The organism is Achromobacter sp. E1 (genome assembly GCF_037039475.1).
Lineage (GTDB): Bacteria > Pseudomonadota > Gammaproteobacteria > Burkholderiales > Burkholderiaceae_B > Achromobacter > Achromobacter mucicolens.
The window spans coordinates 3,690,760-3,703,738 of record NZ_CP146253.1 but is presented as its reverse complement, the minus strand read 5'-3'; the positions used below and the strand labels follow the sequence as shown (position 1 = coordinate 3,703,738).

Annotated in this window: 18 protein-coding genes; all 18 read left to right on the top strand. The window is 63.6% G+C overall.

The window, feature by feature from the left end:
- Nucleotides 1–7 precede the first annotated feature (7 nt).
- The 18 genes from V6V88_RS17125 (at nucleotide 8) to V6V88_RS17040 (ending at nucleotide 12,979) form a co-directional block, all read left to right on the top strand.
- Nucleotides 8–1,090 (top strand): major capsid family protein, encoded by a 1,083-nt coding sequence (locus tag V6V88_RS17125; protein ID WP_338615734.1) that lies wholly within the window; start codon nucleotides 8–10, stop codon nucleotides 1,088–1,090.
- Nucleotides 1,091–1,149: 59 nt separating this feature from the next.
- Nucleotides 1,150–1,500, top strand: a complete 351-nt coding sequence (locus V6V88_RS17120; RefSeq protein ID WP_063954325.1) for a hypothetical protein — start codon at nucleotides 1,150–1,152, stop codon at nucleotides 1,498–1,500.
- Nucleotide 1,501: 1 nt separating this feature from the next.
- Complete coding sequence (locus V6V88_RS17115; protein WP_338615732.1) at nucleotides 1,502–1,930, top strand: DUF4054 domain-containing protein; 429 nt, start codon at nucleotides 1,502–1,504, stop codon at nucleotides 1,928–1,930.
- Nucleotides 1,927–2,403: a hypothetical protein gene (locus V6V88_RS17110; RefSeq protein ID WP_338615730.1), complete on the top strand. Its 477-nt coding sequence runs from the start codon at nucleotides 1,927–1,929 to the stop codon at nucleotides 2,401–2,403. The genes V6V88_RS17115 and V6V88_RS17110 overlap by 4 nt, the downstream gene beginning before the upstream one ends.
- A complete protein-coding gene (locus V6V88_RS17105; protein ID WP_338615727.1) occupies nucleotides 2,400–2,768 on the top strand; it encodes a hypothetical protein in 369 nt (122 codons plus the stop codon). Before V6V88_RS17110 ends, V6V88_RS17105 begins: the two co-directional genes overlap by 4 nt.
- Nucleotides 2,765–3,292: a hypothetical protein gene (locus tag V6V88_RS17100; protein WP_338615725.1), complete on the top strand. Its 528-nt coding sequence runs from the start codon at nucleotides 2,765–2,767 to the stop codon at nucleotides 3,290–3,292. Before V6V88_RS17105 ends, V6V88_RS17100 begins: the two co-directional genes overlap by 4 nt.
- Nucleotides 3,293–3,301: 9 nt before the next feature.
- Nucleotides 3,302–4,810, top strand: coding sequence for a DUF3383 domain-containing protein (locus tag V6V88_RS17095; RefSeq protein ID WP_338615724.1), 1,509 nt, complete (start codon nucleotides 3,302–3,304; stop codon nucleotides 4,808–4,810).
- Between the two features lie 57 nt (nucleotides 4,811–4,867).
- Nucleotides 4,868–5,317 (top strand): hypothetical protein, encoded by a 450-nt coding sequence (locus V6V88_RS17090; RefSeq protein WP_108696878.1) that lies wholly within the window; start codon nucleotides 4,868–4,870, stop codon nucleotides 5,315–5,317.
- Nucleotides 5,318–5,326: 9 nt separating this feature from the next.
- Nucleotides 5,327–5,782, top strand: a complete 456-nt coding sequence (locus V6V88_RS17085; RefSeq protein ID WP_179689457.1) for a hypothetical protein — start codon at nucleotides 5,327–5,329, stop codon at nucleotides 5,780–5,782.
- 90 nt (nucleotides 5,783–5,872) lie between these two features.
- Entirely contained in the window at nucleotides 5,873–7,729 is a 1,857-nt protein-coding gene (locus V6V88_RS17080; protein WP_338615722.1) for a phage tail tape measure protein, read from the top strand.
- Complete coding sequence (locus tag V6V88_RS17075) at nucleotides 7,729–8,271, top strand: phage baseplate protein (protein ID WP_338615720.1); 543 nt, start codon at nucleotides 7,729–7,731, stop codon at nucleotides 8,269–8,271. The genes V6V88_RS17080 and V6V88_RS17075 overlap by 1 nt, the downstream gene beginning before the upstream one ends.
- Nucleotides 8,268–8,576, top strand: coding sequence for a hypothetical protein (locus tag V6V88_RS17070; protein WP_338615719.1), 309 nt, complete (start codon nucleotides 8,268–8,270; stop codon nucleotides 8,574–8,576). Before V6V88_RS17075 ends, V6V88_RS17070 begins: the two co-directional genes overlap by 4 nt.
- Nucleotides 8,569–9,393, top strand: coding sequence for a hypothetical protein (locus V6V88_RS17065; RefSeq protein WP_271265346.1), 825 nt, complete (start codon nucleotides 8,569–8,571; stop codon nucleotides 9,391–9,393). The genes V6V88_RS17070 and V6V88_RS17065 overlap by 8 nt, the downstream gene beginning before the upstream one ends.
- Entirely contained in the window at nucleotides 9,378–10,085 is a 708-nt protein-coding gene (locus tag V6V88_RS17060) for a Gp138 family membrane-puncturing spike protein (RefSeq protein WP_338615716.1), read from the top strand. The genes V6V88_RS17065 and V6V88_RS17060 overlap by 16 nt, the downstream gene beginning before the upstream one ends.
- Nucleotides 10,082–10,426 (top strand): hypothetical protein, encoded by a 345-nt coding sequence (locus tag V6V88_RS17055; protein ID WP_338615715.1) that lies wholly within the window; start codon nucleotides 10,082–10,084, stop codon nucleotides 10,424–10,426. Before V6V88_RS17060 ends, V6V88_RS17055 begins: the two co-directional genes overlap by 4 nt.
- Complete coding sequence (locus tag V6V88_RS17050; protein ID WP_179689452.1) at nucleotides 10,419–11,609, top strand: baseplate J/gp47 family protein; 1,191 nt, start codon at nucleotides 10,419–10,421, stop codon at nucleotides 11,607–11,609. Before V6V88_RS17055 ends, V6V88_RS17050 begins: the two co-directional genes overlap by 8 nt.
- Nucleotides 11,606–12,256, top strand: a complete 651-nt coding sequence (locus tag V6V88_RS17045) for a DUF2612 domain-containing protein (RefSeq protein WP_338615713.1) — start codon at nucleotides 11,606–11,608, stop codon at nucleotides 12,254–12,256. Before V6V88_RS17050 ends, V6V88_RS17045 begins: the two co-directional genes overlap by 4 nt.
- A complete protein-coding gene (locus V6V88_RS17040) occupies nucleotides 12,257–12,979 on the top strand; it encodes a hypothetical protein (RefSeq protein ID WP_338615712.1) in 723 nt (240 codons plus the stop codon).

Below are 12,979 nucleotides of genomic sequence, written 5' to 3'. Positions count from 1 at the left end.
AGAAATCATGGCAAAAACTCAATCCAAGGTGCACATGCACATGAGCGGCCGTCTGGCCCTCTCGCGCGGCGCCGTCAGGCTGGGCAGCGATGCCAAGATCGGCTTCGAAGACCTGGAGAACCTGGGCGTCGGCCTGCGCGCGATGGACTCGGCCCTGACCGGCCCGGCCGTCACGAATGGCGCGATGCTGTCGCACATGCTCCAGACCTGGCTGCCCGGCACGCTGCGCGTCGTCACGCAGGTGCGCAACATCGACGAGATCGCGGGCATCACCACGGTCGGTCGCTGGGAAGACGAGCTGATCAGCCTGCGCGTCGCTGAGCCGGCCGCCAAGGCCGAGCTGTACGGCGACACGACCAACATCCCGCTGGCCGACTACCGCCAGTCCATCGAATCGCGCGGCATCGTGCGTTTCGAGCAGGGCTTCCAGGTGGGCAAGCTGGAAGACGCCCGCCAGGCCGCCATCGGCTACCAAGCGGCGGACGAAAAGCGCCGCGCGGCGACCGAGTCGCTGGACATCAGCCGCAACCAGGTCGGCTTCTACGGCTTCAACCAGCCCGACACGAACGTGTACGGCCTGCTGAACGATCCCAGCCTGCCGGCCTTCGTGTCCGCGACCACGCCCTGGCTGACCGCGAACTTCGACCAGCTGGTCGCCGAGTTCACGGGCATGTACAACCAGCTCGAAACCCAGATGGGCGGCGAGCTCAAGGACACCGCCCGCCTGGTGCTGGTCCTGCCCACTGGCTACCGCTCGATCTTCAGCGTGTATAGCCCGGCGGCCTCGGGCATGACGTTCCGCCAATGGCTGAACGAGAACTTCCCGAACGTGCGCGTGGTGACGACGGCCGAGTTCAAGGACGCCAACGGCGGCCTGGACGTGGCCTATCTGTTCGTCGAGAACGCGGCGGATCAGGACGAGTCGGACATCACCGGCGCCAGCCTGATCCAGGCCGTGCCGGTGCGCTACCAGGTGCTGGGCAGCGAGAACCGCATCAAGGGCTACATCGAAGACGCCATCAACGCCACGGCGGGCATCTTTGTGCTGCGCCCCTGGGCGTTTGCCCGCCGGACCATCAGCGCGTCCTGATCGTCGCGCTCTGAACAGAGGGCCGGGGAAACCCGGCCTTTGTCATTTCTGGAGTCGAAATGTCTCGCATCTATATCTACAGCACGCTCAGCAACGACCAGCGCTACCAGCTCAAGAACGGCAAGTCGGTCCTGGTCACGGGCAAGGCCAACGTGGCCAACAAGCAACTGGTGACGCCCAAGGGCATGGTCACCGCCGTCTCGGAAGACGAGTTCAACCTGCTGCAGGAGAACATCGTGTTCAAGGCGCATTCGAAGAACGGCTTCGTGTCGGCCAGCCACGACAAGCAGGACGCGGAAACCTTCGCTGCGCGCAACTTGGCTCCCGCGGACAAGGCGGCCCAGGACACGCCGGAAACGGCTCGTCGCCGCAACGCCGGCGGCGCCAAGGTCAAAGACGCCGAGGCCTAACATGGACCTCCCGCTGGACAAGTTCCGGATCCTGTTCCCCATGTTCGGCGCGGTTCCGGATGACGTGGTGCTGGTGGTGGCGGAATGGGCGCAGTGCTACACCAGCGGGCGCGGCTGTCAGTGCAACGAGCAGCTGTGGATGCTGATCACGGCGCACCTGCTGCAACTGCGGCTGAATGCCGAGTCGGGCAATGGCGGCGCGCCCGGCGCGCTGGCCTCGGCCACCATCGACAAGGTGAGCGTGTCATTCCAGGCGCCGCCCGCGACCGACTCCTGGTCGCACTGGCTGAACCTGACGCCCTACGGCCAGCAGTTCCTGGCGCTGTCCAAAAGCTGCGCGGCTGGCGGGGTTTACGTGGGTGGCCTGCCCGAGCGCGCGGCGTTTCGCAACGTGGGTGGCCTGTCCATCCGCGGGGGAAGGTTCCGATGAAGGTGGTGCGCAGGGGCGGCACGGACAAGCTGCAGGCGACGTTGAAGAACGTCGGCGGCAAGCAGATCCGGGTCGGCTTCTTCCCCGAGGCCAAATACCCGGACGGCACGCCCGTCGCCTACGTGGCCGCCATCCAGGAATACGGCTATCCCCAGGGAAACATCCCGGCCCGGCCGTTCATGCGCCCCACAGCCGAACAGAAGAAGGCGGAGTGGGGCCGGCAGATCGCCGGGGCGGTGCACGGAGCCATCGACGGGAAGGTCGACGTCGGCCAAGCCTTCGAGGCGCTGGGCGCGCGGTCGGCTGGCGATATTGCCCGGACGATCTCGCTGCTGACGACGCCGCCCTTGAAGCAGACGACGCTGGAAGCCAGGCAGGCCCGAAAGAAAACGCCTGGCGTATCGAAGAAGCCCCTGGTCGACACCGGCCAGATGATCCAGTCCGTCAGCCACGTCGTGGAGGATAAATCGTGATTCCAGGCATCAACCTGCTGGGCTTGGCCGCCAGCGTGATTGCGCAACAGGCGCCAGTCTGGCTCAAGTTCAAGGGGCGCACCGAGAACGCGCGGGGGCAGTTTGTCAACGAGTATGAGCCGCCGAAGCCTATCCAGGGTTCCTGGCAACCGGTCGGTGAGTCGACGATCCGCGACCTGGGCCTGGACACCGCCAAGCGCTACTTCAACCTGTACACGTCCCACCCGGTGGAGAACGTGCAGCGCGGCGCGGCGCCAGACCTGCTGATCTATGGCGGACGCCGGCATGACGTTGTGGGTAGTGCCGACTGGTATACCCAGGACGGCTGGCGCGGCATCCTATGCGTTGACGTGGGGCCGGCATGAAGCAGAAGCAACTCGAGGCCACAGTACGCGCTGCGCTGCTGGCGTTGCTGCCGGAGCAGGGGGTGACGCTACCCGTCCTCTCTGCGTTTCAGCCCACCAAGCAGGGCCGCGTCGACGACGGCATCTACTTCTTTCCGGTCGGCCGCGGCAAGCGTGGCTGGCAGTCGCGCAAGTACCACGATGACGGCGCGGCGCTGACGGCGACGGAATCCCAGATCAACGAGTCGATGTACCAGTTTCAGGCGTTCGTTGAGGATGACCTGGCGGCGCCCGAGCAGCTGTTGGCCTCCGACGTCCTGTCGGTGGTCCGAGGTCTGCTGCAGTCCATGAAGTTCACGCAGGCCATGACGGCCGCCGGTATCGGCGTGCAGCGCGCGTCAGACATCGTGACGCCGTCGTTCGTGAACGACCGGGACAACTTCGACTTCAACCCGAACTTCACCGTCATCTTTACCCACCACCGCAACATCACCCAGGCCACGGCACACATCCAACAGGTTGCGCCGGGCATCCATCGCATTTGAGGAAAAGACATGTCCATCAAGATGACTCGCTACGTCCGGATCATCAGTGCGGTGATCGGCGCCAATGCCGTCGCCCAGCAGCAGCTGACCGGCCGGCGCTTCACCACCGACCCGCGCGTGCCCGTCGGCCAGATCGTCTCTGTGCGCCCGGGCGGCGCCGACGATTACTTCGGCTCGGACTCGCCCGAAGCGGCGTTCGCCCGCCAGTACTTCTCCTACGTCAGCCCGGCGCCCGCCTCGCAGGCGCCCGAGCTACAGTTCGCGGCCTATCCCGACGTCGCCCGTCCCGGCCGCGTGTACGGATACCGCATCTCGGCCAACCTGGCGGACTTTCAGGCGGTGTCCGCCGGCGCCATGAACATCAAGGTGGGAGAGTTCGCCTATGCCCTGACGGACGTGGACCTGTCCGGCGCAACCAGCCTGACGAACGTCGCGCAGCTGGTCACGACCGCCATCGCCACTGCCGCCACGGCCCAAACCGGCTCCGCCGCGACCGTCTCCTATGACGCCATCGCCGGTTCCTTCACGGTGGAGTCCGCCGTGACGGGCCCGGGCGCAATCGTGGTGTCGCCGGCCACCGGCAGCGATATCGGCGCGATGCTGGCGCTGCAGGGCGCCCAGGCGATCAGTTCCCCGGGATCGGTCGCTATGTCGCCCCTCGAGGCCTTCCGCGCGGCTGAGAATGTGACCGACTCGTTCGGCTCGGCGTCGTTCGGCGTTGCGGTGGACCTGGAAGACGCGATTCCGCTGGCCGAGTACGTCTCCGGCGAGAACGTGAAGTATCAGATGTTCTGGTCGGTGGATTCGGTGACGGCTGACGCCTGGAATGCGGCCATGATCGGCACCGCATCCAACGGCCTGATCCTGAACGGCACGGCCGGCGAATACAAGGAAGCCCTGCCGATGGCGGTGATGGCGGCCACGGACTACGACCGGACCAACGCCACCATCAACTACATGTTCCGGCAGTCCGGCGTGACGCTCACGTCCGACGTGACTGACGACCAGATGGCCGACTTCTACGACGCGCGCCGGGTCAACTACTACGGCCAGACGGCCAGCGCCGGACAGAAAATCTCGTTCTTCCAGCGCGGCTACCTGATGGGCGGCGCGACGGCGCCCCTGGACATGTCGGTGCATGCCAACGAGCAATGGCTCAAGGCGTACATGACGGCCCAGCTCATGAGCCTGCTGCTCACCACGAACAAGATCCCGGCCAACAACGACGGCCGCGGCATGGTCATGGCGATCATCCAGGGCGGGGTCAACAAGGCGCTGAACAACGGCACGATCCTCATCGGCAAGACGCTGACGGAACTGCAGAAGGTGGCTGTCACCCAGCTCACCAATGATCCGCTGGCCTGGCACGACGTGCAGGACAACGGCTACTGGTACGACGTCAGCATCGAGCAGGAGACGGGCGAGTCCGGCGTCACCGAGTTCACGGCCAAGTACACGCTGGTCTATTCGAAGGGCGACATGGTCCGCAAGGTCGACGGTTCGCACAACCTGGTCTGACCGGGCAAAACAACACTTCGGGCGGCCTGCGGGCCGCCTTTCTTTTGAGGATCAGACATGTACGATACTTCCGCTATCGGCGTAGCCGTGCGCTGCGTGGCCAGCGAGTCCTTCCCGTCCGGGTTCACCATCACCGCGTTCGCAGATGACGCGGATCCGTTCGACATCCCGGCGATCGACATCGCCACGCCGGCCATGAACGTGAATGGCGATCTGGTGGTCTTCAGCGCCCCGACGCCGATCACGATCACGCTGAACGTCATCCCGGGCAGCGAAGAGGACAACAACCTCGCCGTGATTTTCGAAGCAAACCGGGCCGCCAAGAACAAGCGGCACGCGCGCGACGAGATCACCCTGGTGGCCACCTATCCGGACGGCGCCAGCCTGACGCTGAGCGAAGGCAAGATGACCAACGGCATGCCCGGCAATTCGCCGGCGTCGGCCGGCCGCATCAAGTCGAAGTCCTACACCTTCGCCTTCCAAAACCTCTCCCGCACCCGCGCGTAAGGGCCCGCCATGGCAGACCTGATCAAACCCCGCGTCGTCATGGTCAAGAACCGTGACGGCGTGGAGAAGGCATTCACCATTTCCCGCCTGCCGGCCACGGTGGCGCGGGAGGTGATCGCCAAGTACCCGCTCTCGAACATCCCCAAGTTGGGCGACTACCAGACCTCCGAAGAGGTCATGAAAAAGCTCATGGCCTATGTGGCGGTGGATCTGGACGGGCGCGAGCAGCGGCTGCACACCGCGGCGCTGATCGACAACCACGTCGATGACGGGATCCAGCTGATGAAGCTGGAGATCGAAATGATCGAGGAGAACACCGGTTTTTTCGGACTCGGCGGGCAGCGCGGTTTCCTCGACTGCCTGCTGGAAAAGTGTCTCCACTCGATTATGCCAATGCTGACCCCTTTATTGGATCAATTGTCAGCTCAGGCCTCGCCCGACTCGTCGAGCTCAAAACCGAAATAGACCTGGAAGAGGCGATGGACCTTTGGGAAATCGCCACGACCAACAAGGTCAACGAAATCCGCGCGATGGAAGCGGAAAAGAGGAAGTGACATGGCCTTGCTGGACGCCCTGACGTACATCATCGACGCCGACAACTCCAAGCTGAACAAGGAGATCGACAAGTCGGAGAAGAAGACCGACGAGTTCGGGAAGTCGATGCTGACCGCCGAGGGGCGCGCCGGCCTGATGGAGGAGAAGATCAAGGGGGCATTCACCCGGATCGGCGCCGCCATCCTGGCCACGGTCGCCGCTTCCAAAGCGCTGGAGACGTTCAACAACCACGTCCAGACGGTCGAGCAGATCCGCAACACCAGCGACGCGCTGGGCGTGGCGATCGAGGACGTGGACGCGTTCGGCAAGGCCATTGAGCGGATGGGCGGCGACGCCCAGGGCGCGCGTGATTCGCTGACCGACATGGCCGAGTCCATCGGCGAGGCGCTTCAAGATGTGGAATCGGGCCGCGCCAAGACATTCAAGGCGCTGGGCATCAGCCTGAAGGACGTCAACGGCAACGCGAAGAACGCCGTGCAGGGCATGGTCGAGCTGGCGGGCGCGGTCGAAGGGATGGGCCGCGAGCAGGCCGTCTTCCGAATCAAGGAGCTCGGCATTACCGACAACCGGTCGGTCGAGCTACTGCTGAAGGGGCGCCAAGAAGTCGAGCGCATGCTGCGCGTGCAGAAAGAGCAGGGCGTCGTCACCAAGGAATCGGCTGAGCGGGTCCGGGTCTACTCCGAAACCCTGGCCAAGCTGAAGCAGAGCGCCGGCGTTGCGACGAGCGGCATCGTGGACTGGATCCTGCCGGCCATCACCTGGTTCATACAAAAGCTGGATTCGGTGGTGTCCTGGATGAACCGTCACGACACATTCGTGAAGGGCTTCTTCATCGGTCTGACGACGATCCTGACGGCCATGTTCCTGCCTGCGGTGGTCTCGGCTACTGCGGCGGTTTGGGCCCTGATCGCCCCGTTCCTGGCGGTGGCGGCGCCGATCGCTGCAGTGGTGGCGCTCTTCGCGCTGCTGTACGACGACGTGATGAACTTCCTGGACGGGAATGATTCACTCATCGGGCAGATCTCGGAGAAGTATCCGATCGTCGGCGAAACGGTCAAGGCAATGGCCGAGGCGGTGAAAGCTGCGTTCAAGTGGGTGGTCGATGCCATCTCGACATCGTGGGAGGTTATCAAGGGCTTTCCCGACAAGGTGGTGGGTGCGTTCTCTTCTATGGGCGCCAGCATTCGCGACATCTTCGATGGGATCGTCAAGGTTGTGCGGGGAGCATGGGAGTACGTGGGGAGCGTGTTCGACAGTGTGTCGGCGGTCATCAAGAAAATCGGGAAGTGGCTAGGCTTTGGCGGTGACGACGACGTTCAGATCACGACCACCAGCGTGTCTAAAGGCGTAGCCAATGCTGAGGCGACCGCCGCCGAGAACAAGCGGGCGGCGGAGAGCGCCGAGGCGGCCGCCGTTGAGGGCAAGCGCGTCGCTGAAAGTCCGGAGGAGGCGGACCTCCCTGCCGTACAAAACGATCCGCGCTGGCGTCGGGGCGCTCGTCCGAAGGCAGAGTCGTCTCGTACGGAGTTCGCACCGCCTCAACCCGCTGCGCAGAGCAGGGAGCCGATGCGCCAGGTCGAAGCGAACCCCATCCATGCGGAAGGGCAGATGGCAGAGAGCGTGAATGCGGCGCGGGTTTCGTTGGATACCGCCGCGGCCAACCCCGTGAACTCGATCACATCCAACGCGATCTCGAACGCCAGCAACACGCACAACGAGACAAACGTGCAGGTTGGCCAGGTCACGGTTCAGACGCAAGCGACTGACGCGCAGGGCATAAGCCAGTCGATCGGCAGCGAGCTGAAGGACCAATTAAAGAACGTGCAGGCAGATTCGGCCACGGGGATGGGGCGGTAATGCAGCTATCAGACACCCTTTCGACGTCCACTCAGCAGCAGGTGACGATCCTTGATGCTGAGAGCTTCGAAACCCTCTTTGCGTCCGCCCATCCAATGCGCGTCGCGGTGAGGGAGACGAAGCGGGCCACCAAGTTTGCGGTCGAGGATGGAACAGAGCGATCCGACCATGTTGTGCGAGAGTTGACTGAGATCCAGATCGACTTCCTGGTGGTCGATGACACGCGCAATCAGTTCGAATCGCTGCGTCAGGCGTTCGACCAGAACAAGCTTCTGACCGTCCAGACGAAGGTCAAGTCCTACGAGAGCATGCTGATCGTGGACATGCCGCACGACGAGACGCCCGAGCTGGGCATGGCGATCAATGTCCCAATCCGGTTGCAGGAGTGGATCGAAGTCAAGCCCGAGTTCGGCGAGCTGCCGCCGGCGAAGGTGGAGGACAAAAGCCAGTCAAGCACCGTGAAGCGCGGTCAGCAGACGTCCCAAGAATCTGGAACCGCGACCGAGCGGAAGGGCAGCGTTTTGAGCGGGGTGTTTAATTGAGAGACATCAGCCTATTGGCGGTGCCGAATCAGACGTTCTCGACCACGATCAACGGCGTCCTGTGGGAGCTGACGATCAAGGTTGCGATCGGAACCATGCTGGCTGACGTGCGCCGCGACGGCGTCGACCTGATCCGTGGCCAGCGGATCGTCGCTGAATTCCCCATCCTGCCGTACCGCTACCTGAGCCACCAGGGCAACTTCGCCATCCTAACCCGGGACGGCGAACTGCCATGGTGGGAGGAGTTCGGGCGGTCGCAATCACTGATCTACCTGGAGCCGACGGAGGTTGGCATCGATGATTGACCTACGCGCCATCCGGATCGGGGTCGAGGTATCCGGCCGCATGAACTACTACAGCGCCGCGGACGGGATGCGGATCAAGGCGAGCGGCACGAAGTACGCCAACGCGACGCAGAACGAGTGCAGCGTGACCATCTCGAATCTGCGGCGCGAGACGCGTGACTTCCTGCTGACCGAGACGAGCCCGTTCAACAAGAATCGGACGCCGAAGCGCCTGGTTGTGGAAGTGGGGCGCGTATCCACCGGCCTGTTCAAGGTCTACACGGGCGACATCATCAGCGCGGAGCCCAGCAGCCCGCCGGACGTGGACATCGTCTTGAAGTCCAAGACCGGCAACGCAGCGAACGGCACGGTCGTGTCAAAGAGCGCGCAGGCGACGTCGAAGCTCTCAGCCATCGCCTCGGCGGTGGCTACCGACATTGGCGCCACGCTCGATTTCCAGGCCATGGACAAGCTGATCGCGAACTACACCTACACCGGCGGGGCGCTGGGGCAGGTGAACCGCCTGGCGGAGGCCGGCGGAGTTCGCGCCTTCGTGGATGACGCCCGGCTGATCGTGCAGGACTTCGACAAGGCCGTGCGCGGCCGGGTCAAGATCCTGAACATGAACAGCGGCATGGTGGGCATCCCGAAGGCCACGGAGAAGGGCGTGGAGGTGACCTATCTGATCGACGGCGAGTCGGTCCTGGGCGGCACCTTGCGCCTTGAGAGCAAGTTCAACCGGTCGCTCAATGGCGACTACAAGATCGATCAACTCAAGTTCGACGTGGCCAGCCACGAAGACCCATTCTTCTACCAAGCGACATGCAGCCGACTGTAGCCCCCGATATCGACGGCGCCGACGATGGAAGCCTATCGGGCGTCTTGAAGTCCTGGATCCGCTCGTTCATACGCGAGAACCTGGACGACATGCTGCCGGCCCAAGTCGTGTCCTATGACGACGCGTCGAACCGGGCAGTCGTCAAGCCGCTGATAATGGTCGGCACGACGGACGGGCAGAAGATCTCCCGCGGCAGCATACCGAACATCCCGGTGTTTCGGTTCGGTGGCGGGGGATTCTTCATGCGGTTTCCGATCAAGCCGGGAGACTTCGGGTGGCTGAAAGCGAACGACCGGGACGTGTCCCTGATGTTCCAGCGCGGCGGCCGCGAAGACTGGCCGAACACGGAGCGGCTTCATTCGTTCTCGGATGCGATGTTCTTTCCCGACACGATCAAGGACTGGGCGATCGCTGGCGATAACGCCGACGCCCTGGTGCTGCAATCTCTGGACGGTGCGGTCTGCATCTCTTTGCACGCTGGCGAGGTGCGGATCAAGGCGCCCAAAGCGAAGGTGGAAATTCCTGAGTCGGAATGGATTGGGGACATTGAGTTCAAGGGCAACGTCGCCACCAGCGGCGGGAATGTGGCGATGTCCGGCGGCACGCTCACCCACAACGGCAAGAACATCGGAGGCACCCACAACCACAGCGGGGTGCAGCCGGGTAGCGGCAACTCGGGAGCCCCCAATTGATCACGTTCCAGACCGACGACGACAACGACTTCGTGACGCTGCCCAATGGCAACTTGGCGATGGTTTCGGATGCTCAGGCAGTGGCGCAGGAGGCCAAGCACTTCGCGGCCACGGCGCGCGCGGAGATGATCCATGCCTATGACGAGGGCATCCCGTTCCTGCGCGAGGCGTTCAGCAAGCAGCCCAACATGGCGCAGTTCGAGGCGTCCTTGCGCCGGCGCCTGCTGGATACCCCGGACGTCACTGGCATCGTGAGTCTCGTCACGCATATCGAGGGCGAGGCGTTGAAGTACACGGCGACGCTCCAAACCACATACGGCACGGTAACGATCAATGGCTGATTACAGTTTCATCGCCAATCGCGGCGTCATCGTCGCGGATACGGCCACGACGCGCGCGCAGGTGGAAGCAGAATTCCGGGCCGTTTTCGGCGACGACATGCCCACCGACCCGGCAACGCCGCAAGGCATGCTGATCACGCGGATCACCGAAGAGCGCGACGCGATCGCGCGCAACAACGCCGAGCTGGCCAACCAGATCAATCCGGCGCTCGCCGGCGGCGTGTTCCTCGACTCGCTCATGGCACTGACGGGCGGCCGGCGCCGCAGCAGCGTGCGATCGCTGATCGTGGGAGCCATTTTGGGCGGCGTGCCCGGCACAAATGTCCCCGCCGGTTCGATCGCGGAGACGGCGCTGGGCGAGCAGTTCGAACTTGTGACCACGGTCGTACTGAGTTCGGCCGGCACTGCCACGGGCAATCTGCGGGCGCTGCAAGACGGCGAAATTGTCGTGCCGCCGGGCGGCCTGGATTCGGTAGCCTCCAGCGTCCTGGGGTGGGAGACGATCACCAACCCGGCCGCGGCTATCCCTGGGCAGGTGGAAGAGAACGACGTCCTCTTGCGCCGGCGGCGCGCGCAGACTCTGGCGCTGCAGACGACGTCGATCAACGAGGCGATCGTTTCACGGCTGTATGACATCGAGGCCGTTCGCTCGTGCTACTACCTGGAGAACTACGCCGACGTCGACCAGGTGATCGACGGCATCCCAATGCGCAAGCACAGCATCTGGGCATGCGTTGAGGGCGGCACCGATCAGGAAGTGGCCCAGGCGCTCTTCGAGACCAAGACCGTCGGCGGCGGATACAACGGCGCGGTGGTTGTCCCGGTCCCGGATCCGGTGAACGGCCGGCTGTACGAAGTGAAGTTCGACCGGCCGGAGGAGATTGCTCTCCTCATCCGCGTGACGGTCAAGGCGAGTTCGCTGGACGTCCAGCAGCTCGTCCCGGACCTGATCATGAACTACGTCAACGGGGACATCGAGGGAGACGTCAGTTTTGTGGTGGGCAGCGATGTGTCGACCTTCGAGCTCGCCAGCGCCGTCAACCAGCAAGAGCCGACGATCTTCGTCAAGAAGGTTGAGCTTTCGGTTGTCGGTTCCGGCACCTGGTCGGCCGACACGATGGAGATCGCGCCCAATCAGATCGCGCGCACGCAGCGCAGCTCCATCCAGGTGGTGATCACATGAGCGGCACGCAGCAATTCGACTTCTCCGTCGATCTGATGCGGTCGATCCTATGGCAGTACGAGGGCGCCCCGCGCGCCGTCGCGCTGGCGCGGAACGATCAGGCCTGGCTCGACGATCACCACGCGGAGTTCTGGCGCAACTGGAATCGGGACGTTTTCGACTTGGACACGGCCAACGAGTTCGGACTCTCGGTCTGGGCGCGCATTCTGGGCGTGTCGCTTGAGATCGGCGCGCCGCGGCGCGTTGAAGGCGTGTTCGGGTTCGGAGTCAGCAACGCCAACTTCGAAAACGGGAACTTCGGCCGCGCCGCCGATGGCCAGGTGAGCCTCGACATCGAGTCTGCGCGCAAGCTGCTGAAGCTGCGCTGGTTCCAGCTGACCATGCGGCCGACCGCGCCGAACATCAATCGCGCGCTGGAAAGCGTCTTCGGGGCCGGGAAGGCCTCTGTGTTCGACAACTACGACATGACGACCATCACGTTCATGTTCTCGAGTACGCCCGATTACAGGCTGCGGCGCCTGCTGGAAAAGACGGACATCCTGCCCCGGCCCTCTACGGTCGGGATCAAGTGGGCGGTGCAAGTTCGGCCCTCTTGGGGCTTCGGCCCGAACCACCTCAATTTTGAAAACGGAAACTTCGGAGCGTAAATGGCTACCAGGATCTACAAGACGCCGTTCGCGGCGACGGGCGACAAAGAGGCATTGGCCACTGCGGATCAACCCGACGGCAAGGTGTCGCTGCAGGCCGGCTGGACGCCCGACTACGAACTGCCCAACGACAACCCCAACTATCGCCCGGTGGGCCGGGCGGAGATGAACGGCATTCTGAGCGAGGTCACCGAGGGGATTGGCGAAATGCAGTTGCGTGGCTTCGCCATCTGGCAAGCCATTGACGGCGGGTGGCCGGCGGGCGCGCAGGTGATGGTCGGCGAGGTCGTTTATGTGTCCGACATCGACAACAACCTGACTACACCGGGCGCCGTGGGCGCCAACTGGACAAGAGTGGCAACTGGCGTCGCGACTACGGCACAAGCACAGGCGCAGACTGACGATACGCGTTCGCTGACGCCGAAAAAGCTTGCGGAAGCTTTTAAGGGAGCGAACCAGACTCTCGGAGCAACTGGATTCCAAAAGCTGCCGGGCGGCTTGATTATGCAATGGGGCAACGCCAACGCGGTCAACGGATCTGTGATCGTGACATTTCCCATCGCGTTTCCCACTGCGAACTTTACCGGTGTTACGGACACGGATGCTGCCGCGATGTGCACTGCTTACCGATCGGTGAGCAAGTCACAGTGCGAAATTTACTTGCATAACCCTTCCGGCGTCGGACAGAACGGCACGGTTCGCTGGATTGCTTTGGGGTATTGA